Annotated in this window: 27 protein-coding genes; 13 read left to right on the top strand and 14 right to left on the bottom strand. The window is 64.6% G+C overall.

Going from position 1 to position 24,364, the window contains the following annotated elements:
- Window positions 1-99 precede the first annotated feature (99 nt).
- Genes ABIA45_RS13270 through ABIA45_RS13240 form a run of 7 tightly spaced genes read right to left on the bottom strand, consistent with a single transcriptional unit; the run spans window position 100 to window position 6,603 of the window.
- Entirely contained in the window at window positions 100-1,305 is a 1,206-nt protein-coding gene (locus ABIA45_RS13270) for a phosphopentomutase (RefSeq protein WP_404652333.1), read from the bottom strand.
- The gene (locus tag ABIA45_RS13265) at window positions 1,293-2,243 is read right to left on the bottom strand and encodes a beta-xylosidase (RefSeq protein WP_404652331.1); all 951 of its coding nucleotides are present in this window, start codon (window positions 2,241-2,243) and stop codon (window positions 1,293-1,295) included. Before ABIA45_RS13265 ends, ABIA45_RS13270 begins: the two co-directional genes overlap by 13 nt.
- Window positions 2,240-3,007 carry a TIGR04290 family methyltransferase gene (locus ABIA45_RS13260; RefSeq protein ID WP_404652330.1) on the bottom strand — a complete coding sequence of 256 codons (768 nt, stop codon included), beginning with the start codon at window positions 3,005-3,007 and terminating at the stop codon, window positions 2,240-2,242. The genes ABIA45_RS13265 and ABIA45_RS13260 overlap by 4 nt, the downstream gene beginning before the upstream one ends.
- The gene (locus ABIA45_RS13255) at window positions 3,004-3,804 is read right to left on the bottom strand and encodes a sugar phosphate nucleotidyltransferase (RefSeq protein WP_404652329.1); all 801 of its coding nucleotides are present in this window, start codon (window positions 3,802-3,804) and stop codon (window positions 3,004-3,006) included. Before ABIA45_RS13255 ends, ABIA45_RS13260 begins: the two co-directional genes overlap by 4 nt.
- A gap of 2 nt (window positions 3,805-3,806) precedes the next feature.
- Complete coding sequence (locus ABIA45_RS13250) at window positions 3,807-4,910, bottom strand: glycosyltransferase (RefSeq protein WP_404652327.1); 1,104 nt, start codon at window positions 4,908-4,910, stop codon at window positions 3,807-3,809.
- Complete coding sequence (locus ABIA45_RS13245) at window positions 4,907-5,503, bottom strand: histidine phosphatase family protein (protein ID WP_271541056.1); 597 nt, start codon at window positions 5,501-5,503, stop codon at window positions 4,907-4,909. The genes ABIA45_RS13250 and ABIA45_RS13245 overlap by 4 nt, the downstream gene beginning before the upstream one ends.
- Window positions 5,503-6,603 (bottom strand): inositol-3-phosphate synthase, encoded by a 1,101-nt coding sequence (locus tag ABIA45_RS13240; RefSeq protein ID WP_404542011.1) that lies wholly within the window; start codon window positions 6,601-6,603, stop codon window positions 5,503-5,505. Before ABIA45_RS13240 ends, ABIA45_RS13245 begins: the two co-directional genes overlap by 1 nt.
- Window positions 6,604-6,716: 113 nt before the next feature.
- Between ABIA45_RS13240 and ABIA45_RS13235 the strand changes: the two genes are divergently transcribed.
- The 6 genes from ABIA45_RS13235 (at window position 6,717) to ABIA45_RS13210 (ending at window position 10,864) form a co-directional block, all read left to right on the top strand.
- Window positions 6,717-6,959 carry a hypothetical protein gene (locus ABIA45_RS13235; protein ID WP_404652325.1) on the top strand — a complete coding sequence of 81 codons (243 nt, stop codon included), beginning with the start codon at window positions 6,717-6,719 and terminating at the stop codon, window positions 6,957-6,959.
- A 1-nt stretch (window position 6,960) separates the two neighbouring features.
- Window positions 6,961-7,248, top strand: coding sequence for a hypothetical protein (locus tag ABIA45_RS13230; RefSeq protein ID WP_157282700.1), 288 nt, complete (start codon window positions 6,961-6,963; stop codon window positions 7,246-7,248).
- 12 nt (window positions 7,249-7,260) lie between these two features.
- Entirely contained in the window at window positions 7,261-8,181 is a 921-nt protein-coding gene (locus tag ABIA45_RS13225; protein ID WP_404542006.1) for a hypothetical protein, read from the top strand.
- 88 nt (window positions 8,182-8,269) lie between these two features.
- A complete protein-coding gene (locus ABIA45_RS13220) occupies window positions 8,270-10,036 on the top strand; it encodes an SDR family oxidoreductase (RefSeq protein ID WP_404652323.1) in 1,767 nt (588 codons plus the stop codon).
- Between the two features lie 124 nt (window positions 10,037-10,160).
- Complete coding sequence (locus ABIA45_RS13215) at window positions 10,161-10,379, top strand: DUF6894 family protein (protein ID WP_157282706.1); 219 nt, start codon at window positions 10,161-10,163, stop codon at window positions 10,377-10,379.
- Between the two features lie 14 nt (window positions 10,380-10,393).
- Entirely contained in the window at window positions 10,394-10,864 is a 471-nt protein-coding gene (locus ABIA45_RS13210; protein ID WP_404652321.1) for a metallophosphoesterase family protein, read from the top strand.
- 21 nt (window positions 10,865-10,885) lie between these two features.
- Here the strand turns inward: ABIA45_RS13210 and ABIA45_RS13205 are convergent, their stop codons facing one another.
- Window positions 10,886-11,074 carry a hypothetical protein gene (locus tag ABIA45_RS13205; protein WP_404652319.1) on the bottom strand — a complete coding sequence of 63 codons (189 nt, stop codon included), beginning with the start codon at window positions 11,072-11,074 and terminating at the stop codon, window positions 10,886-10,888.
- A 168-nt stretch (window positions 11,075-11,242) separates the two neighbouring features.
- Here ABIA45_RS13205 and ABIA45_RS13200 point away from each other — a divergent pair, with 168 nt between their 5' ends.
- The gene (locus tag ABIA45_RS13200; protein WP_275501111.1) at window positions 11,243-11,419 is read left to right on the top strand and encodes a hypothetical protein; all 177 of its coding nucleotides are present in this window, start codon (window positions 11,243-11,245) and stop codon (window positions 11,417-11,419) included.
- A 610-nt stretch (window positions 11,420-12,029) separates the two neighbouring features.
- Here ABIA45_RS13200 and ABIA45_RS13195 read toward each other — a convergent pair.
- Window positions 12,030-12,209, bottom strand: coding sequence for a hypothetical protein (locus ABIA45_RS13195; protein WP_404652317.1), 180 nt, complete (start codon window positions 12,207-12,209; stop codon window positions 12,030-12,032).
- 357 nt (window positions 12,210-12,566) lie between these two features.
- Between ABIA45_RS13195 and ABIA45_RS13190 the strand changes: the two genes are divergently transcribed.
- From ABIA45_RS13190 to ABIA45_RS13175, 4 genes are all read left to right on the top strand, one after another.
- Complete coding sequence (locus ABIA45_RS13190) at window positions 12,567-13,073, top strand: DUF2243 domain-containing protein (RefSeq protein ID WP_271541034.1); 507 nt, start codon at window positions 12,567-12,569, stop codon at window positions 13,071-13,073.
- Complete coding sequence (locus ABIA45_RS13185; protein ID WP_271541032.1) at window positions 13,045-13,209, top strand: hypothetical protein; 165 nt, start codon at window positions 13,045-13,047, stop codon at window positions 13,207-13,209. Before ABIA45_RS13190 ends, ABIA45_RS13185 begins: the two co-directional genes overlap by 29 nt.
- A gap of 142 nt (window positions 13,210-13,351) precedes the next feature.
- Window positions 13,352-13,789 (top strand): NUDIX hydrolase, encoded by a 438-nt coding sequence (locus ABIA45_RS13180; RefSeq protein ID WP_157287658.1) that lies wholly within the window; start codon window positions 13,352-13,354, stop codon window positions 13,787-13,789.
- 50 nt (window positions 13,790-13,839) lie between these two features.
- The gene (locus tag ABIA45_RS13175; protein ID WP_404652315.1) at window positions 13,840-14,736 is read left to right on the top strand and encodes an SIR2 family NAD-dependent protein deacylase; all 897 of its coding nucleotides are present in this window, start codon (window positions 13,840-13,842) and stop codon (window positions 14,734-14,736) included.
- 207 nt (window positions 14,737-14,943) lie between these two features.
- Here the strand turns inward: ABIA45_RS13175 and ABIA45_RS13170 are convergent, their stop codons facing one another.
- The 3 genes from ABIA45_RS13170 to ABIA45_RS13160 all read right to left on the bottom strand — a co-directional run bounded on the left by ABIA45_RS13170 (window position 14,944) and on the right by ABIA45_RS13160 (window position 18,664).
- Window positions 14,944-15,954 carry a patatin-like phospholipase family protein gene (locus ABIA45_RS13170; protein ID WP_404652313.1) on the bottom strand — a complete coding sequence of 337 codons (1,011 nt, stop codon included), beginning with the start codon at window positions 15,952-15,954 and terminating at the stop codon, window positions 14,944-14,946.
- A gap of 218 nt (window positions 15,955-16,172) precedes the next feature.
- Window positions 16,173-18,410, bottom strand: a complete 2,238-nt coding sequence (glgX, locus tag ABIA45_RS13165; protein ID WP_404541987.1) for a glycogen debranching protein GlgX — start codon at window positions 18,408-18,410, stop codon at window positions 16,173-16,175.
- Window positions 18,411-18,430: 20 nt separating this feature from the next.
- Window positions 18,431-18,664, bottom strand: coding sequence for a hypothetical protein (locus tag ABIA45_RS13160; protein ID WP_404652310.1), 234 nt, complete (start codon window positions 18,662-18,664; stop codon window positions 18,431-18,433).
- 189 nt (window positions 18,665-18,853) lie between these two features.
- Here ABIA45_RS13160 and treZ point away from each other — a divergent pair, with 189 nt between their 5' ends.
- Entirely contained in the window at window positions 18,854-20,665 is a 1,812-nt protein-coding gene (gene treZ, locus ABIA45_RS13155) for a malto-oligosyltrehalose trehalohydrolase (protein ID WP_404652308.1), read from the top strand.
- Window positions 20,666-20,691: 26 nt separating this feature from the next.
- Here the strand turns inward: treZ and ABIA45_RS13150 are convergent, their stop codons facing one another.
- Both ABIA45_RS13150 and ABIA45_RS13145 read right to left on the bottom strand, forming a co-directional pair.
- Entirely contained in the window at window positions 20,692-22,110 is a 1,419-nt protein-coding gene (locus ABIA45_RS13150) for a cytosine permease (protein WP_404652306.1), read from the bottom strand.
- A gap of 262 nt (window positions 22,111-22,372) precedes the next feature.
- Window positions 22,373-22,867 carry a MarR family winged helix-turn-helix transcriptional regulator gene (locus tag ABIA45_RS13145; protein ID WP_404652304.1) on the bottom strand — a complete coding sequence of 165 codons (495 nt, stop codon included), beginning with the start codon at window positions 22,865-22,867 and terminating at the stop codon, window positions 22,373-22,375.
- A 160-nt stretch (window positions 22,868-23,027) separates the two neighbouring features.
- Here ABIA45_RS13145 and ABIA45_RS13140 point away from each other — a divergent pair, with 160 nt between their 5' ends.
- Window positions 23,028-24,305: an amidohydrolase/deacetylase family metallohydrolase gene (locus ABIA45_RS13140; RefSeq protein WP_404652303.1), complete on the top strand. Its 1,278-nt coding sequence runs from the start codon at window positions 23,028-23,030 to the stop codon at window positions 24,303-24,305.
- The last annotated feature ends 59 nt before the right edge of the window (window positions 24,306-24,364 follow it).

The raw sequence follows: 24,364 nt of genomic DNA, 5'->3' as shown, positions 1-24,364 counted from the left end.
TAGAAGCGGTGCAAGGAATGTTCGTTCCTGCGAAACCTACAAACGAAAATTTCTCTAACCTGGATCAATAACCCAAGTGAATCCCGGCTAGAATCCCGGTTAGAAATGCGCGCCATGAGGCGGCGCCGGCAGGTCGAGATGTCTTGCAACGGTCGCGCCGATGTCGGCAAAGCCGGCGCGCCGGCCGATCGGAGCCGTTGACCGCGCGGTCCACGCCAGGATCGGGACCTGCTCGCGCGTATGATCGGTGCCGCTCCAGGTCGGATCGCAGCCATGATCGGCGGTGATGATGAGAAGATCGTCGCTTCGCAGCCGGCTCAGCAACTCGGGGAGGCGGGCATCGAAAGCTTCGAGCGCCGTTGCGTAGCCGGCGACGTCACGGCGGTGGCCGTAGAGCGTGTCGAAATCGATGAAGTTCGCGAACAAAAGCCCGCCTTCTGCAAGGCCTCTCAGCCCATCGAGCGCGGCATCGAAAAGCGCCGCATTGCCGTCGCCGCGCAGGTTTCGCCCGGTGCCGCGATGGGCGAAGATGTCGTCGATCTTGCCGATCGTGACGATGTCGCGGCCGGCAGTGTCAGCAAGGTCGAGGATGGTTCGCTCGGGCGGCGGCACCGAGAAATCGCGCCGGTGCGAGCTGCGCTTGAAGCTGTCCGCGCTCGTTCCGACGAACGGACGTGCGATGACGCGGCCGATGTTCAGGGGATCGACCAGCCGCCTCGCGACCGTGCAGACCTCATAGAGTCGCTCGAGCCCGAAGGTCTCCTCGTGCGCCGCGATCTGGAACACGCTGTCGGCCGAGGTGTAGCAGATCGGCTCGCCGCTGCGCATGTGGCGCTCGCCGAATTCGGCGATGATGTCGGTGCCGGAGGCGTGGCGGTTGCCGAGGATGCCGGGCAGTCCGGCTTGTTCGCACAGCTTTGTTACAAGATCGCGCGGGAAGCAGGGCTGGATCTTTGGAAAATAGCCCCAGTCGAACGCGACAGGCACGCCGGCGATCTCCCAATGGCCGGATGGCGTGTCCTTGCCCCTCGATATCTCGCTGGCGCAGCCATAGCGCGCATGTTGAACGCAGCCGTCGAGCCCGGGCGGGACGCGGCCCGTGGAGAGGCGGCAGGCCTCGCCGAGGCCCAGCGCCACGAGATTGGGCAGGCACAGCGGCCCCTCCCGCTGCGGACTATTGGCACGCCCGGCCATGCACGCATCCGCGATGTGGCCGATGGTGTCGGCACCCTCGTCGCCGTAATTGACAGCGTCGGGCGCCGCGCCGATTCCGACGGAATCCATCACCAGGATCAGGGCACGCATGTCGGCTCCCTGATCGGCGGGGAGGCGCCACTAGAGGAGGCGAGACCGGTCCTCGTGCAATAGCGCTCGACCATCCGCGCGCAGAAATCGGCGAACTCGTTCGCATCGAGCGGCGGGCTGGTGTGATGCGGTTCGAGGCCGCGGTGTTCCGGCGTGAAGCAGAAGGTCACGGTGACCTCGAACTCGGCCAGCGCATCCATCTGGCGATCGAACCAGTCCAGCGCATTGGGACGGAAGCTGTCGGCCCATGACAGGCCGGTCCGCAAGTGCCTGACGCCGAAGCGGCGCATCCAGCGCACGGCGTCATCGAGACGATGGTCCTCGAAATGAAACCACTGGCAGAGGCCCATGTCGGCGGCATATTGGCCGAACAGCTCCGCTGCGGCTTTCGGCGTTCCATCCTCGCGCAGCAGGCCCATGTGAAAATGCCGGTAGTACGACGACCCTTCCGCCTCCTTGTGCCGCGTGGTCGCCTCCCAGGCCGAAGGAAGATCGTAGAGGCTATACCAATGGATGCGCGGCGCGCGGCCGATCAGAAGGTCGGCGGTGCGCGACAGACCCCAGGCCTGCACCTCCTCGGCGCCGAACGAGGAGACGCCGACCTCGGTCACCCAGACCGGGAGCGAGGTGACAGCCTTGATCTCCTCGATCTTCGCCGGCCATTCTCCGATCTGCCATAAATTCCAGTCGAGCGGAAAGCCGTGCACGGCGACGGCGTCGACGTGGTCGAGCACGCCGCGCGCCTGCATGCTGCGCATGAAGGACGGGTCGATCGGCGAGATGCCGCCGAGCACGCGCGGCAAGGTCGGATGCGCGCTGCGGATAGATTTTCCCGCCGCGAGGGCAAGATTCGCGAACATCGTCCAGTCCGGGTCGATCAGCAGGTCCCAATGCGACTTGTTGTTCGGCTCGTTCCAGATCTTGGCAGCCTCGATCATCGACCCGCCTCCCGTGATGGATAAACCGGTCCGTCAGCCTGCGGCCGTACCGTGTGCCTGCACAGATAGACTTCCTCCTCCGGATGCGCCGCGATGGCAAAGCCGGCGCTGCGCAGCATGGCCTCGACACAGGCGCGATTGGGCACCCACCAATTGGTGGGATCGTCGGCATATTTGTGCTCGATGAAGTGCAGCTTCGGGTAGCCGGAGGAATCGAACTGCTCGGTCGTCCAGAAGTCGTAATTCTTCTCGACCAGATCGACGCGGCTGTCGCCGCGCTGCATCGACTGAAACAGCAGGAGATCGCCGGCGACGTGCTCATGGATCAGGTCCAGCGCCAGCAGCGGGTGTCGCAGATGATAGAGCACGCCCATGAAGATCACGAGGTCGAACTTCTCGCGGAGCTGCCCGACATCATAGGCCGACATCTTGCGGAATTCGATCCTGAGCCCGTTCACCTCGGCCGCGAAGCGAGCCTGGGCCAGATATTCTTCGTCGGTGTCGAGGCCGAGCACGCGTTCGGCGCCGCGCCGCTTCATCTCCATGGCGTAGAAGCCGGCATTGCAGCCGATATCGAGCACGGTCTTGCCTTCGAGCCGGTCGGGGATGATGCCGGAGAAGCGCTGCCACTTCACATTGGGATAGTCGCCGAGGAAGTGCGACGGCGCGGTCGGCACGCCCTTGAGGTCGAGATTGTGAAACCATGGCCCCAGCGCATCGACGCGCTGGCGGATTTCCTCACGGGAGAGGGCGCCTCCGGTCATGCAATCGCTCCGTTATTCATTGAGACCGGCCGGGCCCCGTCCGATGAGGCGCGGGTCCGCGACTTGGAACGGCCCTCGACGCCCTCGGCGAGCAGGGCCATTGCCGTGCGATAGCCGTCGATGGTGCCGACATCGACGTAGGATTCGCCGGCCTTGATGCCGATGCCGATGCCGCCGGCCGCAAGATAGGCATTGACCAGCGTCCCAAAATATTCGTCGCGGCGTTCGCGTGCGCGCCACAGCGACTGGAGCTGGCGGAAGCCGTGCGCCGACATCTTGAAAGCACCCCAGATCCAGCGCGAGGCTGCATTCGGCTGCTTGACCTGGATCTCCGTCACCTGCTCGCCGTCCAGCACCACCGCATCGAAGAATTCGGGGTGCTCGACCGGGAACAGCAGGAACGAGAGGTCTGCGTCGGGTAGGGATTGCAGGGCCGCCTTGGGAAACCAGACCGTGTCGGGCAAGCCGACCATGACGTCCTCGTGCTGCCCGACGACGGTGCTTGCCCTGAACACCGCGTCGCACAGTCCGGAGGCTTCGGGCTGCACGACATAGGCGAGCTCGGCGCTGCCGTAATGGTCGCCGAAATATTCGAGGATGTCGGACTTGCCGGGCGAGATCACGAAGCAGATCTTGTCGGCGCCGCCGAGGATGAGGCGCTCCAGCAGATATTCGGAGACGGCGCAGGGACGATCGGTACCGTCGTCATGCCGGCTGCCGACCGGCAGCAATTCCTTCGAGAAGGCGAGCGGCTGGATACGGCTGCCGCGGCCTGCGGCCGGAACGATGCCCCACATGATCAGGCCTCCTCGATTTGTTGCCGGCTGACGCGGCTCGACGCAATCTGCTCGAGCATCGAGATCAGTTCACGCGCCCGCTTGTCGGATGTGTGCTGGTCCATGGTGCGGTCATAAGCGCGCAGGGCCATGCGTCTGAGCTCGGCATCCGGCATCGCGAGTGCGGCAAGCGCGTCGTGCTCATCGCGTGCGATCAGGATCTCCTCTCCGGGCGCGAAGAAGTCCGCAATTCCGGGCCAGTCGTCGCTGAGCAGCGGAGCACCGCATGCCGCGGCCTCGAACAGCCGGCCCGACGGGCACCAGCCCATCTCCGCCATGGCCCGGCGGGTGACGTTGAGGGTCAGCCGCGATGAGGCAAAGAACGGCGCGTGCTCGGACGGCGGTAGGTGCCGCACGAAATAGATGTTGGGCGACCATGGGAAATCGTCCGGATATTGCGCGCCGCCGATCAGGAAACGGAGATCCTGGCGCGCCCGCGCGGGCGCGACGAAAAGCGTCTCGAGCGTGCGCTGGCGGTCTTCGGAGTAGGTGCCGAGATAGGACAAATCGGCGCGATAATGCGGCTGCGGCGCGACCGGATGGTGGATGTCTGTGTCGACATGCCCATAAAGCGGCCGCGTGTCGCGCGCGCCGAGCCTGTTGCGGAATTCGTCCGCAACGTGAGGCCCTCCAGTAAAGCTGAGCACCAGCGCGAAGTCCCGCAGGCCGCGCGGGCCGATATAGGGGACAGCCTCGCCGGCGGTGAGCCTTGCCAGCGTGACCGGCGTATCGAGGTCGTAGAACACGGGAACGGCACGATCCTCGGCGAGGATCAGCTCGGTCGCGGCGATCGCATCGGGACAATAGGAGGTCACGATCGCAACGTCGGCTTCACGGATCTCGGCGATTGCCGCCTGCCGCACATCGTCCCAGTTCGCGAACAGTCGGAGCGCGCCACCCGGCAGTTCGTAGAGATCCCGGGCACCGGCATAATAGGGCACATCGCGCTCGAAGAAGACGACGCTGTGTCCCGAACGCGCGAGATGCTTGCAGAGGCCGCGCCACAAGGTGGCGTGACCGTTGCCCCAGGACGAGGAGATTGTCAGGCCGAAGATGACGATCTTCACGCCGGCACCCGCTTGTTGATCCCGGTGATCTTCATGCCGCTTCTGTCGGCGCGGAGCGTGCTGATGCTGGCCGGATCGATCTCGATCGAAAGAAACTGGTCGAGCGGCGTGCGCGAATAGTGCAGCAGCGCGGCGCGGATCGGCTCGGCGTGGCTGACGAGGACGACGGTGTCGAGATTGCGATCGGCACGCAGCTGCTCCAGATGAGCGACCATGCGGCTCTGAAGCGACCGCATGCTCTCGCCGCCGGGCGGGCGGCTGGTGCCGCGTCGCCCATTCCAGCGTGACCATCGGGGATCCGGCGCCAGGTCGTCGAACGATCGTCCGGTCCATTCGCCATAATCGAGTTCGTCGAGAGCGGGAACGATCTCGACCGGCAGCCTGAACTGCGCCGCGAGGATGCAGGCCGACTGCATGCAGCGCCGTTGCGGGCTGGACTGAATGAGCGATGGCCGCGGCGCGATGGTGCCGGCACAGCGCGCCATTTCCTCACAGCCGAGATCGTCGAGCGCGACGCCTTTCATCCGGCCGCACAGGATACGGCCGAGCAGGGCATGATGACCGTGGCGGACGAGATGGATGATCCCAGCCATCACGCAAACGCCTTGTCGTCGATGAAGGCGCGCGTTCGCCGTCCGGCCTCCTCGTCGGTGAACTGCTGCGGCGGCGATTTCATGAAATAGCTCGAAGGGCCGGTCAGCGCTCCGGCCTGGCCGCGGTCCATGGCGAGCTTGGCACAGCGCACCGCGTCGATCACGACGCCCGCCGAATTCGGGGAGTCCCAGACCTCGAGCTTGACCTCGGCGCTCAGGGGAACGCCGCCGAACGTCGTTCCCTCTAGGCGGATGAAAGCGAGCTTGCGGTCGGTGAGCCATGGCACGTGATCGCTCGGTCCGACATGGATGTTGTCGGGGTCCATGGGGACGTCGAACTGGCTGGTCACGGCCTGGGTCTTGGAGATCTTCTTCGAGGCCAGCCGCTCCCGTTCGAGCATGTTCTTGAAATCGGTGTTGCCGCCGACATTGAGCTGGTAAGTGCGGTCGAGCCGCACCCCGCGCTCGCGGAACAGATTGGCGAGCACGCGATGCAGGATGGTGGCACCGACCTGGCTCTTGATGTCGTCGCCGACAATCGGCAGGCCTGCCTCCTCGAAGCGGCGCTGCCATTCGGGATTGGAGGCGATGAAGACCGGAATGCAATTGACGTAGCCGCAGCCGGCCTCGATGGCGCGGGCCGCATACCACTCGCTGGCGCGCTGCGAGCCGACCGGAAGATAGGAGACCAGAACGTCGGTGCGGGACATCGCCAGCACTTCGGACACGTCGGCCTCCGGCACCTCCGCAATCGGAACGTCGTCGGTGAGATAATGTCCGATGCCATCCAGGACCGGACCGCGCTGAACGATCACGCCTGTCGGCGCGACGTCGGAGAAGCGGTGCGTGTTGTTGGGCGGGGCGAAGATCGCATCGGCGACGTCGCGGCCGACCTTGTTGGCGTTGACGTCGAACGCCGAAGCGATCTGGATGTCGCTGATATGGTAACCGCCGAGGTCCGCGTTCATCAGCCCCGGGACCGGCTCGTTCGACTTGGCGTTGCGGTAGTAGGTGAGGCCCTGGACGAAGGAGCTCGCGCAATTGCCGATGCCGACGAGTCCGACGCGCACGCGGCGCCTGTGTTGGAGACGAGAATGCATGGAATGAAGCCCTCCGGAAGCACGCGGCGTCGGTGCAAGAGTCGGTGTAAGTACGTCGGCGAACGTGTGGAAGGTATGTTCGTTCCTGGAAAGGAGATGGCGGGCGGCACGCCTTGGCCGATTCCTCGCGACAAAATGCGACGCGCTTAACATGGGATAAAATCCCGTACCGCCTGCTCGGAACGAACGACTTTCATGATGAAGATGAAGAAGATGAAGAAGATGAAGAAGATGATGCTCGCCTCGCGCGACCGCTTCGTACTATCGCGAAGAACAAATCACCCCGGCCCGCGTTTGTCGGCCAATGGTTCGATGCAGTGCGCGGGTTCATCGCCCGGCTAGTCAACGAGGTGTGACATGACGTCCAAGGCGCAAAACAGCGAAGCTCACGAGACTACCGATCACAACGTCATCCAGAAATGGGCCGAGGAGCGCGGCGGGAGGCCGGCGACCGTGAAGGCGACGGAGGAGGATGGCCACGCAGGAATCCTGCGCATTGATTTTGATCCGCCGGACGAAGCGCTGGATCGCATCAGCTGGGACGAGTTCTTCGAAAAGTTCGATGAAGCCGGCATTGCGTTCCTGCATCAGGATCGAACCAAGGACGGCAAGCTCAGTCGATTCCACAAGTTCGTGCGACATTAGCGACCGCGCGACATGGCGGGCGGCTGGGCGGAAGCAATCAGGGCGGGCGATTTCGCACGCGCCTGGACGATCAACGATCGAGATTTGTTGGAGATCGCGCATCCGCCCAAGCACACCGGCCCGCGCCATCTCCAGCGGATCTGGCGCGGCGAGGACATGAACGATAAGCACGTGCTGGTGCGCTGCTATCACGGACTCGGCGACACCATCCAGTTCCTGCGCTTCATGAAGCCGCTTCGCGCGATTGCGCGCAGCGTCACCCTGTGGTGTCAACCCGAGGTGCTGCCGCTGGTCGAGGGCGCAGCGGGCGTCGATCGCGCCATCCCGCTGCATGATGGTGCGCCCGAGAGCGCTTTCGAGGTCGACATCGAGATCATGGAGGTACCGCACGCCATCAGAGCGCGCCGGGATCAGGTGGAGATGCGTGGTCCTTACCTGGCGCTGCCTCCAATTGCTCTTCCGCCGCTTCGGCGAGAACAAAGTCTGGCCGTCGGCCTGGTCTGGAAAGTCGGTGAGTGGGACAAGCGGCGGGAGGTTCCGGCCGTCTTGCTGCGCAATCTCGCGGGTCCCGGCGTGACGCTCCATTCGCTCCAGCGCGGCGCCAGCGCCGATGAGCTCGCGGCGATTGGGGCGCGGGACGTCAGCACGCCCGACATCATAGCGCTCGGCCACCGCCTGCGGCAGCTCGATCTCGTCGTATGTGTCGACACCATGGTGGCGCACCTTGCGGGCGCGCTGGGATGCGAGGCCTGGGTCTTGCTGCATGCCGATTGCGACTGGCGCTGGCCTCAATCCGGCGCGCGTTCGTTCTGGTATCCGAGCCTGCGGCTGTTTCATCAAACACGGCCGGACGACTGGGGTCCTGTCATTGCCGAGGTCCGAAACGGGCTGCAGGCCCGCCTCGAAGCAGGTAGAGCGACCGCAGCGATGTGATTTCCAGGCCATTATTTCCAAGACATTGCTGAGGAACGAGCGCCGCCCACGCGCTTTGGAGCAACGTCTTCGCGAGGGAAAGACGCTCATGCAAAGTTCCGACGCCGGTGTGTCGACCGCCAGCCTATCGCGCGTGACAGACGATATCTGGATCGTGAACGACAAGCCGATCAGCGCCGCCGGCCTGCAACTGCCCGTGCGGATGACCGTGATCCGCCTGTCGAATGGCGACCTCGTGCTGCATTCGCCGGTGAGATATTCGCCGGCTCTGCGCCAGGAGCTGGAGCGGCTGGGCACGATCAGATACCTGCTGGGGCCGAATATTGCGCACTGGATGTTCCTGCCTGAATGGCAGAGGCAGTTGCCGCGGGCAGCGGTCCTTGCCGCGCGCGGCCTTGCGGCGCGCGGGCAGGTGCGGGCGGCGGGCCTGCGTATCGATCGCGAGCTTGGGGATACGACGCCGGAGGAATGGGCCGCCGATCTCGAAACGGTGTCGGTGAATGCTCCGATGTTCTCGGAGATCGAGCTGTTCGACAGACGGAGCCGGACGCTGGTTCTGACCGATCTCGTGCAGAACCTCGATCCCGACCACCTCAGCGCCTCGAATGCGGCTGCGGCGAACCTGCTCGGCATTGCCAGGCCGGACGGGAAGGCCCCGGTCTATCTGCGGCTGCTGCTCCGCCTCGGCGGCCGTTCGGCGCAGGCTGCGGCCGAGCGGCTCGTGAAGCTGGCTCCGGAGCGGGTGATCTTTGCGCATGGTGACTGGTTCGAAACACAGGGAACGGCACGGCTGCGGCGATCCCTGCGCTGGCTGCTTCCGGCGAAGGTCTCGGGGCGCGAGCACGGGCAGATGGTCGGCACGCGCGTCGTCATCACCGGCGCCTCCAGTGGAATCGGGCGAGCCGCGGCGCTGGCGTTTGCGCGCGAGGGCGCAAGCGTGGTCCTCGCCGCACGCCGCGGCGAGGTCTTGACGCGCCTTGCCAGCGAGTGTGAGGCGCTCGGAGGCCGGGCCCTGGCCGTGCCAACCGACGTCACTGACGCGGAGGCCGTGCAGCGTCTGGCCGGTGCGGCGGACGAGGCCTTCGGCGGCATCGACGTCTGGATCAACAACGCCGGCACGGGCGTGTTCGGGGCCTATCAGGACGCGGACATCGCGCTCCATCGCCGGACCATCGAGGTCAATCTGCTCGGCACCATGCATGGCGCGTTCGCGGTGCTTCCGATCTTCCTTCGCCAGAACCGCGGTGTCCTGATCAACAACATCTCGCTTGGCGGCTGGGCGCCGACGCCCTTTGCCGCAGCCTATACCGCCAGCAAGTTCGGCCTGCGCGGCTTCACCGCAAGCTTGCGTCAGGAGCTCCGGGCTCATCCCGACATTCATGTCTGCGGCGTCTTTCCGTCCATGGTCGATACGCCGGGCTTCGTCCACAGCGCCAACGCCTCCGGACGAAGGCTCGATCCTGGTCCGCTGCTTTATCAATCCGAGGACGTGGCCCAGACCTTCCTGCGCCTCGTCCGCGCGCCTCGCGACGAGATGGCCATGGGGTGGCCGGCGCGCGCCGGGCAACTGGCCTATGCGATTGCCCCTGAGATCACCGAGAATATCCTAGGAGCTGCATTCCGCTGGCTACTGTCGCGCGCGCGTCCCGCAGCAAGGAACGAAGGCACCTTGCTCGAAGCGGGTCCGCAGGGCACGTCCGTCGACGGCGGCTGGCTGGTGCGGAAGCAGGTTCCGCCGGCCGCTGTGCTCAGCAAGGGGCTCGTGGTGCTCGGGATCGCTGCCGGCCTGGCATTCGCGGCATCGAGGGCGGGCCGTTCCAGGCCCCGCGCGAGGACGCGGCGGCGCCGCGCGTGAGTCCGCGGCAATCTCGCGCCGAGGACCCGACGGCGATGCCCCCCGCCGGACCGCAGATGGCTCCGGCGCCGGAACGAAGCCCCGAAACCGCGCGTTCCTGCGGGAAACATCCGAGGACCAGACGTTGCCGCTCTATCATTTTGATTTGGTGGATTCTGAAACCGTAGCCGACGAGGGAGGTGCCGATTTGCCGGACGACATCAAGGCTCTGGATGTCGCCGAAGAGATTGCGCGGCGCCTGCTCGAGGAGCGTCCCGAGCTCAAGGGCCGCCACTTCTCGATCCTCGTCACGAACGAGGATGGTGAGGAAATCGGCCGGATGCCGCTGGATGTAGTGCACTGAAGCCGTGATCTGACATGACGTTCACGATTGGGGTGATCGCCGACACGCATGGACTGCTAAGGCCCGAGGCGGAGCGCTGCCTCGCCGGCGTCTCGCACATCATCCACGCCGGCGACATCGGCGCCCAGGCGGTGATGGACGGGCTTTGCCGCATCGCACCCGTCACCGCGATCAGGGGAAATGTCGACCGGGGCACGTGGGCTAAACGCTTTCCCGAAACACAAACGCTGCGCCTCGGCGGCCGCAGCTTCCACGTCCTGCACGACCTCAACGAGCTGACGATCGATCCTGCCGAGCTCGAAATCGATGTCGTGGTCTCAGGGCATTCCCACCGCGCGCGGATCGAAACCGTCAACGGCGTGCTTTATCTGAATCCAGGCAGCGCAGGGAAGCGACGCTTCAAGCTGCCGATTACGCTGGCAACGCTGGAGCTCGATTCCGGCGGGCCGCTGCGGCCCGTCATTCATGATCTCGACAGGATCTGACGCTAGGCCGGCGACCGCCGCCTAGTGCGTCTTCGATTTCTGCCACCGCTCCAGATCCAGCGGCGGCCGTTCCGGATCGATCTGTTCCTTCTCGGGATTGCCTTGCCAGGGCTTATTCGTCTGCCGGTGCGTCGGCATGTCGGTCTGCCGGCGCGGATCATCAAGCGGAGTCTCTCGCGGGTCGGTTTCAGGTTCGGTCGCCTTTGGCATGTGTGCTCTCCCGGAACTTGTGCGGTGCCGATAGGGCAACAACCCGAGCAGTATCAGCTCGTTCCAGCGGCTTGTCATGGTTCCGGCTGCGGCGATCGGTTCAGGAACGACTCGGGGCGTCAGTTCATTGCTCCATATCAGGATCGCGAAGCGATACAGGAGCAAAAGATGTCGAAGAAAATGCCTCCCGTCCCCGAAGAGCAGCGAAGCAACAAAGGGCCGGGTTCCGATCCCGCCGTTGAAACGGCGGAACGGGAGCCGGGCCGCGAGAACTTCGACACCCAGGGCCACCACGGCAACATCAAGCAGAACACGACCAATCAGGGCTATCAGCAGGACCGATGACGCTCGACCTCAACAAACCCAGTGAGAGACACGCGATGAGCAGAATGGGTCTCGTGCTGGTCGCCGTATTGGCGGCCGCCACCGCCGGTCCCGCATGGGGACAGGGAGGCGGCGGTGGAGCGGGGGGAAGCGCCGGTGGCGGGGCGGCTGGAAGCACGTCGTCGGCGCCCGGGACCAACTCGGCCGGAACGGCTCAGTCGAGCGGTGGCGCAGGCCCAAGGGGATCGACGACGGTCGGGCGACCCGGCAATCCGGCAGGCGGCTCCAATGTCGGACGCATCGACGGGACGGTCACGTCCGGACCCTCGCTGCAGGGCGACGACCAGATTCGCTCGGAGAGCTCCCGCGATTCCGAGGCGGATCGAAAGATCAAAGGCATCTGCAGGGGATGCTGAGCCCATGATGCTGCCCCCTTGATCAGCAGGGCTATCGCATTTGAGATTTTCCCTGCGGCCATCCTTCGAGACGCCCGCTTGAGGCGGGCTCCTCAGGATGAGGTCGGTGCGCGGCAGCAGTTTCAACGGGCACTGACACCGATTAGCCTCATCCTGAGGAGGCGCGTCAGCGCCGTCTCGAAGGACGAGGCGTGCGCGCAGACCGCCGCCACAAGTCATATGCGATTGCCCTGCCCCTGATCAGGACGCCGGCTTGACCGGCGTCCAGTCCAGGTCCGCATCATCGCGAGGCTCGGCTCGACCAACCCCGCCTCATCGGCTTTCTCCAGCGCTTCCTCCTTGGTCGGAAACGTGCGGCTCATCTTCTCTCCGTCCTTGAGCAGGGCGTATGCCATGATCGCCTCTCTGGCTTCCGTCGCTACGCACTATGCGATTTCCCTGAGGTTACTCAGGGTCGACAATCCGAGGCCACCCAAAGCAAGCAAGAACGATCTTCTCGGCATGTGCATCTCCAACATGTGAGCGACAGACGCAGCGTGATATCGAACGTTCCTACGGGAATGAAGCCGATAACCAATCGCGCACGCGTGCCGACGAATGTCTGGCTCGCCTTAACGCATGTTAGTCCCGATGAATTGGCACGATTGATCGCAAGCTCGATCCCAGTGAGATGCTGATTGCCATAGGAACGTGCGCGTGTGGCATGGCTTGATTCCGCATCGGAAGTGCCGAGCCGCGCACGAGTTCACCACATGCAAGACAGACAAAGCAATTTCCCGACGTCCGCAGGCGTCCTTCTCGGACTTGGCCTCGGCGCATTCTTCGACGGCATCGTCTTTCATCAGCTGCTGCAATGGCATCATATGTTAAGCGGTTGGTATCCGCTCAATTCCATCGAGAACATCACCCTCAATACGACTTGGGACGGCATCTTTCACAGTACCGCCTACGTCCTAGTGCTCGCCGGGCTTTTTCTGCTGTGGCAGCGGACACGCCGAAGCGCGCCGCGGTGGTCCGGCTCGCAGTGTTTCGGGACGATCCTGATCGGGTGGGGCATCTTCAATCTCGCTGAAGGCGTGGTCGATCACCAGATCCTGAGATTGCATCAGGTGAACGAGACCGTGCCCGACGGCCAGCGCATTTTCTGGGATATCGGCTTCCTGCTGTGGGGGGCTGCGATGATCTTCATGGGCGTTGCCATGGCACGAGTGGGGGCGCAGGAGGGAGTGCATGCGAAAGGCAGCCTACAGGGTCGTTAGAAACACGCCGCCGGCTCTGGTCTACGTGATCTTTCTGCTGCTGCTCGTGCTCGCAACGGCACCAGCGTTTCGACCAGTGCTGTTCGGCCTCTCCATCGACGATCTCTTGCAGTTGCGCTGTTTTTCGCCGGTCTGAGCGCGGAGGTGACCGGGTGGAGTTCAGGCTTCCTAGAAATTCCCGCGCCCCCACGCGAGGCGCCACTTCGCGAGGCGCCACTTCGCAAAAAAGGAACCATGGCTGCGGCGCTCGCTTATCAGACGCGAGTTGGAGGCGCCTGATGGGAAAGAAGCAATTTGCCGCTCTGCCGTTTCGTCTGGACAAGTCGGAGCTGCGGGTGATGCTGATCACGACCAGGCGCAAGCGCAGGTGGAGCGTCCCAAAGGGATCGCCGATGCGCAACAAGGAGCCGCACCTGACGGCTGCGTTCGAAGCCTATGAGGAGGCGGGCCTGGTCGGTGTCGTCGCCACGCGCGCACTGGGCAGCTTCAAGCATCGCAAGCGAAAAGGTGATCGCAAGCGGACCATGAGCGTTGCCGTCTTCCCCATGAAGGTGCACGGGCGGGAGCGCTGGTGGCCCGAGAAGGGCGAGCGGGAGGCGATCTGGGTCTCGCCGAAGACGGCGGCGCGCCTGGTGCACAAGGCGCAGCTCCGGCGCCTGATCGCCCGGTTCGCGGCGCAAACGGCGCGCGAGACATCCTCGCCGCTCGGCCGGTGAGGGGTGGTCCGGGATTAGGAACGCGTCGCGCGCCCGATCATTCAAGGTTGATGGACCAACAAACCACGGGGCTCATATCGGAGGAGCGGCCGCCTCACGACATCCTGGCAGCGGCGATCGAGCGACGCCGCGCTGTCCTGTTTGTGGGCGCCGGTGTCTCGATGGCGGTCGGCCTGCCGTCCTGGCAGTCCCTGATCGATCATCTCCTTGACGATCTCGGCCTCGATCGCAACGTCATCGATGGAATGCATGGCGGCTATCAGATGCTTGCGGAATATTATCGGATCAAGCGCGGCGGGATCGGCCCGCTGCGCAGCTGGCTCGACCGCAATTGGCGTGTCGACCCCGAGAAGATCGCCGCTTCAGAGCTGCACCGGATGATCGTCGAGCTGGACTTTCCGGTCATCTACACCACCAATTACGACCGCAATCTCGAAACCGCGTTCGACGTGCTGAACAAGCCCTTTGCGAAGATCAGCAACGCGAAGGAGATCGCGAGCGCGCGTGCCGGTGTCACCCACATCATCAAATTCCACGGCGACTTCGACGACGATGCTTCGCTGGTTCTGACCGAGACCGACTTTCTCAACCGGCTCGCCTTCAATTCCCCGCTCGATATCCGCTTTCGCGCCGATGCGCTGGGCAGCACGCTGCTCTTCGTCGGATACAGCATGTCCGACCCGAACATTCGGCTGTTGCTGCACCGGATCTGGCAGATCTGGGACGAGTCCGGGCACAGGCAGGACCGGCCGAGATCCTTCGTGTTCGTCGCGCAGCGCAATCCGGTGCAGGAGGCCGTGCTCGCGAACTGGGGCATAACCACGATCGCCCCGCCCGACGGCATGGCTGCCGATGACGGTCTCAGGCGGTTGCTGCGCGACATTCGCGAGCGGCGTGACGCCAGGACAGCGCCTAGCTCGTGTCCCGACACCGAGAGACATCGTTAAAGCGTGATGAGATCAGGTTTGATTGCGACAAGGTAAGTGCACTCCCTCTCCCGCTTGCGGGAGAGGGCTGGGGAGAGGGTGTTTCCGCAATGGGATGGCCGCCTAGAGGAGAAAGCCCTCACCCGCGCCTTCGGCGCGACCTCTCCCGCAAGCGGGAGAGGTTGCACCGAGCCCGTGGCAATCGATTCAACCTAAAGCCATTCCGCTTTAGGGCCGCCGCACGCTGCAGATCTCGTTCGGGGCTGGAGCGAGGCTTGCGGCATATTGCATGTCCAGAAAGCCGGCGCGCCAGCGCTGCGCCATGGCCGTCTCCGACAGGTCGAAGGATTTTTCCGGCCCGGCTTCCTCGCGGCCCGGGCGGTAGCTCAGGAGATAGACCTCGTCGTCGTAGTGGAGGTCCTGAAGCTCGGCGCGAAGCTGACGGGCCTCCAGCGCGTAGCCGAGGCGCTGGAAGGTCTGGTTGCCGAAGGTCAGGTCGCTCTTGCGCTCGGAGGCGGCCTCGAGCCCGTTAGGGACCTTGCCGTCGCGCGGAAACAGATCGATCACATAGAGGCGGAGCGGGCCTGCAGTTTCGAGGATCGGATCGAACGGCGCGTTCAGCGAGAACCCACCATCGCAAAGCCAGCGGCCGGCGATCTGCACCGGAGCGAATTCGGGGAGATACCCGCAGCTGGCCAGGATATGGTCCATCTCGATCCGCTCCGACGCGGAGTCGAACAACACGGCATCGCCGCTCTCGACGTCCGTGGCGCAGATCGTGATCCGCAGATCGCCGCCGTTCAGACGTCCGAAATCGATCAAGCGCTGCAGGCGTTGCCGGGTCGGGCCGAGATCGTAGAGGCCGCCGAAGTGAGACGCCGGAATGGGGAGGCGGGGGTGGAAGAAACCGGAATGACCAAGCACGCGCGTATTGATCGAGCTCAGCCACGCGAAGGTATGGCGGCCCGCGTTCGGCACGTCGGATGGACTGCTTGGTGCATGCCAATAGCTGCGTAAATTTCGCAGCCGATCGTCGCGCGGGCTTCCCGCGATCAGCGCGGCCGTGATGGCCCCGGCCGACGAACCGGTCACCCAGTCGATCGGCAGCCGAAGAGAGGTGAGTGCTTCGAACACACCACCATGATAGGCGCCGAGGCCGAGACCGCCGGAGAACGCGATGGCGGTGAGAGGACGCTCGGCTGCGGATGCGCCGCCTGGCTCAGCTGCACGGTCGGTCAAGACGGGCGCCAGTTGCCGGTCAGGTGGTCGCGCCGATCACCGGTACATCCTGCAATGGCGCGCACGGCCGTAGCGGGGATTGATCGCGAGAGCGGCGGCGAGCAATCGACATTCATTTCAAAGCTCCAATGCCGACAATGAACGCGGCTCTTGATGCGGTGTTCCAAGGGCTTCGAACGACACGCATCCAGAACAATCTCCGAGCCTCGGCAACGCGGCTACTCGGGCAGAGGCGTATCGGCGATGTCCAGCAGCGCGCCGAGGCCTTGGCGGAGGCGCCGCGTCGCGATGCTGTCGTTGGCAAGGCCGAACACCACGAGCGAGCGCGCGGTCACCGCGTAAGCATGCCCGAACTCGAACTCGGCCATCGGTGCGTCGGGCCGATTGGTATCGATCAAACCCAGCCAGCTGTGTCCTTCGGTGACCTCCGGCAGGGTGAAGTTCACGACGTCGTGGTGCGCGTTGTAGACCAGCAGCATGGTCGCGTCCGAGCCGCGCCGCTTGATCCCGGTCTCCTGCGCGCGGCCGTCGAGCAGCATGCCGAAGCATTTGGCGTTGCCGTCCTGCCATTGCTCCGTCGTCATCTCCTCGCCGGACGGCGACAGCCAGGTGACATCCTTGACGTCGAGCTCCTCGTTGTGCGAGCCGACCAGGAAGCGGCTGCGATATAGGATCGGAAACGCCTTGCGGGTGGCGATCAGCTTGCGCACGAACTCGCGCAGGCTGCGGCCGTTCGCGGTGATGCCCATCCAATTGAGCCAGGTGGTCTCGTTGTCCTGGGCGTAAGCGTTGTTGTTGCCGTTCTGGGTGTGCCCGAACTCGTCGCCTGCGAGCAGCATCGGCGTGCCGTGGGACAGCAGCATCGTCGCCAGCAGATTCCGCTTCTGGCGCTCACGCAAGGCGGTGATCTCGGGGTCGTTGGTCGGCCCTTCGGCGCCGCAATTCCAGGAATGGTTGTTGCTGTGACCGTCGCGATTGTCCTCGCCATTCGCCTCGTTGTGCTTGTCGTTGTAGGAGACGAGATCGTTGAGGTTGAAGCCGTCATGCGCGGTGACGAAATTGACGCTGGCCCAGGGCCGGCGTCCGCGCTTGTTGAAGAGGTCGCCGGAGCCCGAGACACGCTTGGCGAAGTCGGCCAGCGTCCCCGGATCGCCCTTCCAGAAGGCGCGCACCGTGTCCCTGAACTTGTCGTTCCACTCGGCCCAGCCCGGCGGGAACTGACCGACCTGGTAGCCACCGGGCCCGATGTCCCAGGGTTCTGCGATCAACTTGACGCTGGAGAGCACGGGATCCTGGCGGCAGGCGTCGAGGAAGCCGCCGCCTTCATCGAAGCCATAGGGTTCGCGCGCCAGGATGGTGGCGAGATCGAAACGGAAGCCGTCGACCCGCATCTCGGTCGCCCAGTAGCGCAAGGAATCTGCGACGAGTTGCAGCACACGCTGATGCGAAAGATTGACGGTGTTTCCGGTGCCGGTGTCGTTGATGTAGTAGCGCTTCTCGTCCGGCAGCAGGCGGTAATAGCTGGCATTGTCGATGCCCTTGAACGACAGGGTCGGGCCGAGCTCGTTGCCTTCGGCGGTGTGATTGTAGACGACGTCGAGAATGACCTCGATGCCATGGGCGTGAAACTGGTTGACCATGGCCTTGAATTCGTTGGCCGACGTCGCCTTCAGATAACGCGGCTCCGGCGCGAAGAAAGCAATGGAGTTGTAGCCCCAGTAATTGCGCAGGCCTTTCTCGACCAGATAGCTGTCGTCGACGAAGGCATGGATCGGCAATAGCTCGGCGCTGGTGATGCCGAGCGAGCGCAAGTAGGCCGGGATTTCCGAATGTGCGAGGCCCGAGAACGTGCCGCGGTCGGCTTCCGGCACCAGCGGATGCAGCTGGGTGAAGCCCTTGACGTGCATCTCGTAGACGATCGTGCGCTCCCACGGCACTTCCGGCTTGCGCGCCACGCCCCAGGTAAAGGCGGGATCGATGACGCGGCATTTCTGCATCAAGGGCGCGCTGTCGCGTTCATCATAGGACAGATCCTTGTCGGCGTGATCCAGCCGGTAGCCGAACAGCTCCGGCCCCCAGCGGAGCTGGCCGACCAGCTGCCTGGCATAGGGATCGAGCACGAGCTTGTTGGGATTGAAGCGGTGGCCGGCGTCGGGTTGGTAAGGACCATGGACGCGATAGCCGTAGACGGTGCCGGGGCGAGCGGAGGGCAGATAGCCGTGCCAGACCTCGTCGGTATATTCGGGCAGCTCGATACGTTCGAGCTCGGCTTCGCCGGTATCGTCGAACAGGCAGAGCTCGACCTTGGTGGCGTGGGCGGAGAACAGCGCGAAATTGACGCCGAGGCCATCCCAGGTGGCGCCGAGCGGGAAAGGTCTGCCTTCGGTGATCCGGGTGCGGCGCAGGCGTGAGGCCGTCCGCGTCAGGGCGTCGTCTGAATGTGCTGGCTGGTCCATCTCTGCCCCCGAGTTGCCCGTCAGGATGTCGGCGCAGTCGCGGCGGTGGGCTCCACGTCGGCCGGCTTGGACGGCGCGTTGGCTTTTTGCAGAGCCGCCTCCTTGCTGATGGCCGGAATGGAGTTGCCGATCCGCCCGGCGATCGCGATCAGCTCAGCGTCCGAAAGTCCGAGCCGTTTCTTGACGAGGCGCACCTGGGCGCGGTCGGTCAGGTCGAGCTTGTTGCGGATCAGTTGCGGCTTCGGGCGGCGCATGGCCACGGCTCCTGTCTGGGGTGGTAACCGTCGCGCTGCTGATTCCGTTCCCGTTGCGCTGCAAATGTCCGGCGTCGGCGCCGTGGAGGAACGAACGCACACGGCTCCGCTTTGTCGCTCCGACGCGCGCAATTGCATGCCGAGATGGACATGCCGCGAAAGGGGATGGGCTTGAGTCAAAGACTGGGAATGGCCGAGCAAAGTCGGCGCCATGGTCCTCAGATCGTCGATCATGGGGTCTCGTTCAACCTGTGGGCGCCGACGGCGCGATCGGTCGAGCTGCTCGAAATCGGCCAGCCGCCACGGAAGATGCCGCGCGATGCGGACGGCTGGTATCAGCTGTTGAGCCAAACTGCGCGCGCCGGCACGCGCTATCAGTTCAGGATCAACCAAGACCTCGTCGTGCCCGATCCCGCCTCATGCTTCCAGCCGGACGACGTCGGCGCGCCGAGCGAGGTGGTCGATACGGCCGCGTTGAGGGACCCGGTGCTCTATCCGGGCCGTCCCTGGGCGGAAGCGGTGATCTACGAGCTGCATGTCGGCACGTTCAGCGAAGAGGGGACCTATGCCGGCGTCGAGAAGAAGCTGCCTTATCTTCGCGATCTCGGCATCACCGCCATCGAGCTGATGCCGCTCAACGACGTCCCCGGGCGGCACAATTGGGGCTATGACGGCGTGCTCCTGAACGCGCCGAATGCCCGCTATGGCCGGCCGGAGGATCTCAAGCGGCTGCTGCGCGCCGCGCATGCCCTTGACCTCATGGTCTATCTCGACGTCGTCTATAACCATTTCGGGCCGCAGCTGAACTATCTGCATCTCTATGCGGAGAACTTCTTCAACCCGCGCCACACCACCGGCTGGGGGCCCGCCGTCAACCTCGAAGGAGCCGACGGCGCGTTCGTGCGCGGGTTTCTGATCGAGAATGCCCTGATGTGGCTGCGCGATTATGGGTTCGACGGCCTGCGCTTCGATGCCGTCCATGCACTGAAGGACGACTCCAAGCGTCATTTCCTGGTCGAGCTCGCCGAGACCCTGCGCAGCCAGCTGGCGGGCCGGCGCATCCATCTGATGCTGGAGAACGAGGCCAATCAGGCGCACCTGCTCGCGCGTTCGCAGGGACGAGCGACGTACTACGATGCGCAATGGGGCGACGACTTCCACAACGCGCTCCATGTCCTGCTCACGGGCGAGGACGAAGGCTATTACCGGGCGTTTGCGGACAAGCCGCTCGAGCATTTGGCGCGATCCCTGACCGAGGGCTTTGCCTATCAGGGCGAGGTGTTTCCCCTGCACGAGGCGCCGCGCGGCGAGCCGAGTGCTCATCTGCCGCCCGAAGCGACCATCTTCTTTGCCCAGAACCACGACCAGGTCGGCAACCGCGCCTTCGGGGAACGGCTGTCGCGGCTGGTCGGTCCGGACAAGCTGGAGCTGGTCCTCGCACTGGTTCTGCTCAGCCCGCATATTCCAATGCTGTTCATGGGCGAGGAAGCGGCAGCCGAAACGCCCTTCCTGTTCTTCGCCGACTGGACGGGCGAAGCCGCCGAACTGACACGGGAAGGCCGCCGCAAGGAGTTTTCGCACTTCAAGGCGTTCGCGACCCCCGAAACTCGCGCCCGGATCCCGGACCCGTGCGACGAAAGAACCTTCCTCGCCTCCAGGCTGGACTGGACCAGCATCAAGCAATCGCCTTCCGGCACCAGGTTCCGGGCGCTGACGGCGCAGCTATTGACGATGCGGCGCGAGAAGATCGTGCCACTGATCAAACGTGGGTTCGTTTCGGCGCAGCGAGACTTGCTGGGCGCGGATCCACGCATGGGCGGCGTGGATGTGCGCTGGCAGACGGAGCAGGGCGACGTTCTGCAGATCGTCGCCAATTTCGCCGACCACGAGCTGCCGATGCCGTCACTGGTCGACGGCGAGAGCCTGTGGCGATTGCGCCGCCATGTCGCCGGAGCACTTGGGCCCGGCGACATGATCGTGAGGCTTGGCCGCAAGCGCTGACGCAAGACGAGGTCAGCGCTCTCAGGCTAGCTGCCGGCACGGCTCGCGACGGCCGGTGTGGGCGAGGTCGCGAACTTGCCGAGCCCGAGGTAGACGAGGCCCGCCACGCCGATTCCGAACAACCAGCTCAGATCGGCGCCGCCGAGCAGATAGATCGAGATCGGCCCCTGCAGCGCGCTGACGAGGCCGTCCTGCACCAGCCATCCGGCAACGAGGCCGGCGAAGAACGCGATCATGCCGGCCCAGTTGATGTCGCCATAGGCGCTGCTCTCCGGCGAGCGATAGAGCTCGGCCACCTCGATCTTGCCCTTGCGCTTGATGAAGAAGTCGGCGAGCACCACGCCGGCCCACGGGCTCATCCACAACAGCAGGCTGATCATCCAATGGTCGAACGCCTTCGCGAAGGACGGCGCGAAGATGAAGTAGAGGGTAACCAGATAGCCGGCGACGCCGACGATGACGGTGAGCCAGAAGCGCGAGAGTTTCAGCCCCGCGCTCAGGGCCGCCAGCGCCGCCGAATAGACGTTGAGGATGTTGGTGGCGATCGGGCCGTGCAGCACCATCAGGAGGACAAGGATGCTGACGGGACCGCCGAACACCGCGCTGACCATCTTGGCGGGATCCGTGTCCAGCGTCGTCGAGGCAATGGTCGCGCCGAGAATGCCGAGCCAGACCGTCGGCACGAACATGCCGACATAGCTGTACCAGAACACGACTTTCGACGGCGTGGAGCGCGGCACGAAGCGCGAATAGTCGGAGGCCCAGGTGACCCAGGAAATGCCCCAGCCGACGCCGATTGCGGTCATTAGCATCGTCAGCATCGCCAGATGCGCGCCGGGCGGCAGCGAGGTGGTCAGGTTCCAGTTGACGACGCCGGGCCGCGTCCAGGCCAGCACGCTCATCAGCACCATGATGGCGATGGTCGGCGGCACCGTGTACTTCTCGAAGGTGCGGATCGCGTAGAAGCCGTAGACGCCGATCATCACCTGCACCGCCATCACCAGCGTGATGACGATCATCTCGACCAGCCAGGTGTCGGGCACGCCGAACTGGCCGAGGATGCCCATCGAGACCTTGACCGGGAAATAGGTGTTCACGCCGATCCAGCCCAGCGTCATCAGGAACATCAGGATGCTCGGCAGATAGGCGCCACGGACGCCGAAGGCGGACCGGCTCAGCACCATCTGGTTGACGCCGGTCTTGTGCCCCATCACCGTGAAGGTCGCGAAGATCGCGCAGCCCACGATGTTGCCGAGCACGATGACTGCGATCGTCTCCATCAGGCCGAGCTTGAGGATGATGCCGAGCGCGCCGAGCGCCCAGTTCACCGGCGCGATGTTGGCGCCGGCCCAGATCCACATCTGCTGCGGCCCGCTGGAGTCCCGGTCCGCGTCGGGAATTGGCTCGATGCTGTGAATATCAGCGCGAAGTTCGGAATCCGTCATGGCATCCCCCAATACGAAGCACGCTTCGCATCATCGCAGCATAAATCGTGCCATGGGTCGCGGAGCGGCCGGGCAGGGTGCGTTTCGATGCCGGACGCAGCGAGGCTCGCCTCGGATGCAATTGCGTTTTCGAGCGCGGGGCATGCTGACGCGTCGGCCTGCCGCGGCACGCCGGACCCGCCGGATAGTGGCGATCGATGCACGGCCGGGCAGCGGTACGATGATAAATTAAGCAGCCCAACTCAAAGCGCAGCACTCGCCTCTAGTCGAATAGGGCAGCGGCGCTGTCGCGACTGGGATGGCCGGCCACGATGCGCTGCATCATCTCGATGAAGAGCGCCTGTTCCCGCTGGCTCAAATCGCCGAGCGTTGCGCGATGCGCCCGCCGCGCTGCGCCCTCGATTTTAACCAGGAGCGCGGCGCCGGCCGGGGTCAGGCGGCACAATCGCGCGCGCCGATCGTCCCTGTTCACCGCGCGCTCGACCAGGTTGCGCGCAGCGAGGCGCTTCAAGGCGCCTGTTGTCGTGGTGCGATCGAGCGCGATATCGGCCGCCAAAGTGGTCTGATCGGCGGTTTCGCGCACCTCCAGCGCCGAGAGCAGGCTGTATTGCAGCGGCGTGACCTCGAATTCGCCGCAGGCTTCCTGAAACAGCGCGACGTGAATCTGGTGCAGCCGGCGGATCAAATAGCCGGGCCGTTCCGACAATGGCCAGGGGCGGTGCTTGCCCCCGCTGCGACTTTTCCTGGCTTGCCGCAATGCACGCTCTCCCAACCCCAGACCGTTCGCGCTTAGCTCGATTCGAACGCGCTCGCCACCACAGGATCATGGCACGAAGCTTGCTTTTATCCAAATGCGAAGCATGCTTCGTAATTCGAGAGCGGGGCAACCGCCTGCGCAAGAGCCTGAGGAGAGCGCCATGTCCGTCACTGCCAGCTTCGATCTTCTGCTCCGGGGTGGCCGCGTGATCTGTCCGGCCTCCGGCGTCGATGGCCTCAAGGACGTCGCCATCCGCAATGGCAAGATCGCGGCGGTCGCATCCGACATTCTGCCGACCAGCGCGAAGGAGGTCGTCGATGTCAGCGGCAAGCTCGTGCTGCCCGGGCTGATCGACACCCACGCGCACGTCTATCAATATGTCACCGGCCGTTTCGGCATGAACCCCGACATGGTGGGCGTGCAGTCCGGCGTGACGACGCTGGTCGACCAGGGCGGTCCGTCCTGCATGACGCTGCCGGGCTTCCGCCATTTCATCGCGGAAGCCTCGGCCTCGCGCGTCTATGCGTTTATCTCCGCCTATCTCGTCGGCGGTCTCGAGGGCCATTTCTATCCGCAGCTCTACAGCCCCGACGGCGTCGACATCGATGCGACCGTCAAGGCGGCAACCGCCAATCTGGATCTCGTGCGCGGCATCAAGGCTCATGCCGAGATCGGCGGCTTCGCGCGCTGGGGCATTCGCGTCATCGAGATGGCGGCCGAGATCGGCAAGCGCGCCGACCTGCCGGTCTATGTGCATTTCGGCCAGCTCTGGGGTCTGCCCGAGAGCGGCGCCAATGGCGAGGACGCCGACACCATCCTCACCCGCGTCATTCCGCTCTTGCGCGAGGGCGACATCCTCGCGCATCCCTTCACGCGCCATCCCGGCGGCTTCGTCAACCGCGAGGGCGAGGTCCATCCGGTGATCCAGGCCGCGCTCGACCGCGGCCTCAAGGTCGACGTCGGCCACGGCAGCCATTTCTCCTATCGGCTCGCGAAGAAGGCGATCGCCGCCGGCATCATTCCGACCACGCTCGGCGCCGACATCCACGGCTACAACACCCATGTGCCGGCGCCGGCGGGAACGCCCGACCAGCACGAGGACGATGAGAACCATCCGTTTGCGGGACAAGCCAAGTTCAGCCTGGTCCAGGCGATGAGCTCGATGATGGCGCTCGGCCTGTCGCTGGAGCAGGTGGTGCCAATGGTCACCTCCAATCCCGCGAAAATGCTCGGCCGTAGCGAGGAGATCGGCGCGCTCAAGGTCGGCATGGACGCCGACGTCTCCGTACTCACGGAGCAGCATGGCCGCTTCGTGCTCAAGGACAACGAGACGAACGAGGTGATTGCCGAGCGCCTGCTGCAGCCGGGGTTCTGCCTGCGCGCCGGCACGCGCTTCGATGCGGTCGCGCCGATCCTGCCGCAAGCCGTTGCGGCATAAGGCCGGGCGGTGGAGGAGAACGCGAAGTTGCGCAACGAGCGAGAATTTCCGCACGGCAA

It is taken from the genome of Bradyrhizobium sp. USDA 336, assembly GCF_044908355.1.
In the GTDB taxonomy this organism is placed as follows: domain Bacteria; phylum Pseudomonadota; class Alphaproteobacteria; order Rhizobiales; family Xanthobacteraceae; genus Bradyrhizobium; species Bradyrhizobium yuanmingense.
This window is presented reverse-complemented; position numbering and strand designations above follow the sequence as displayed.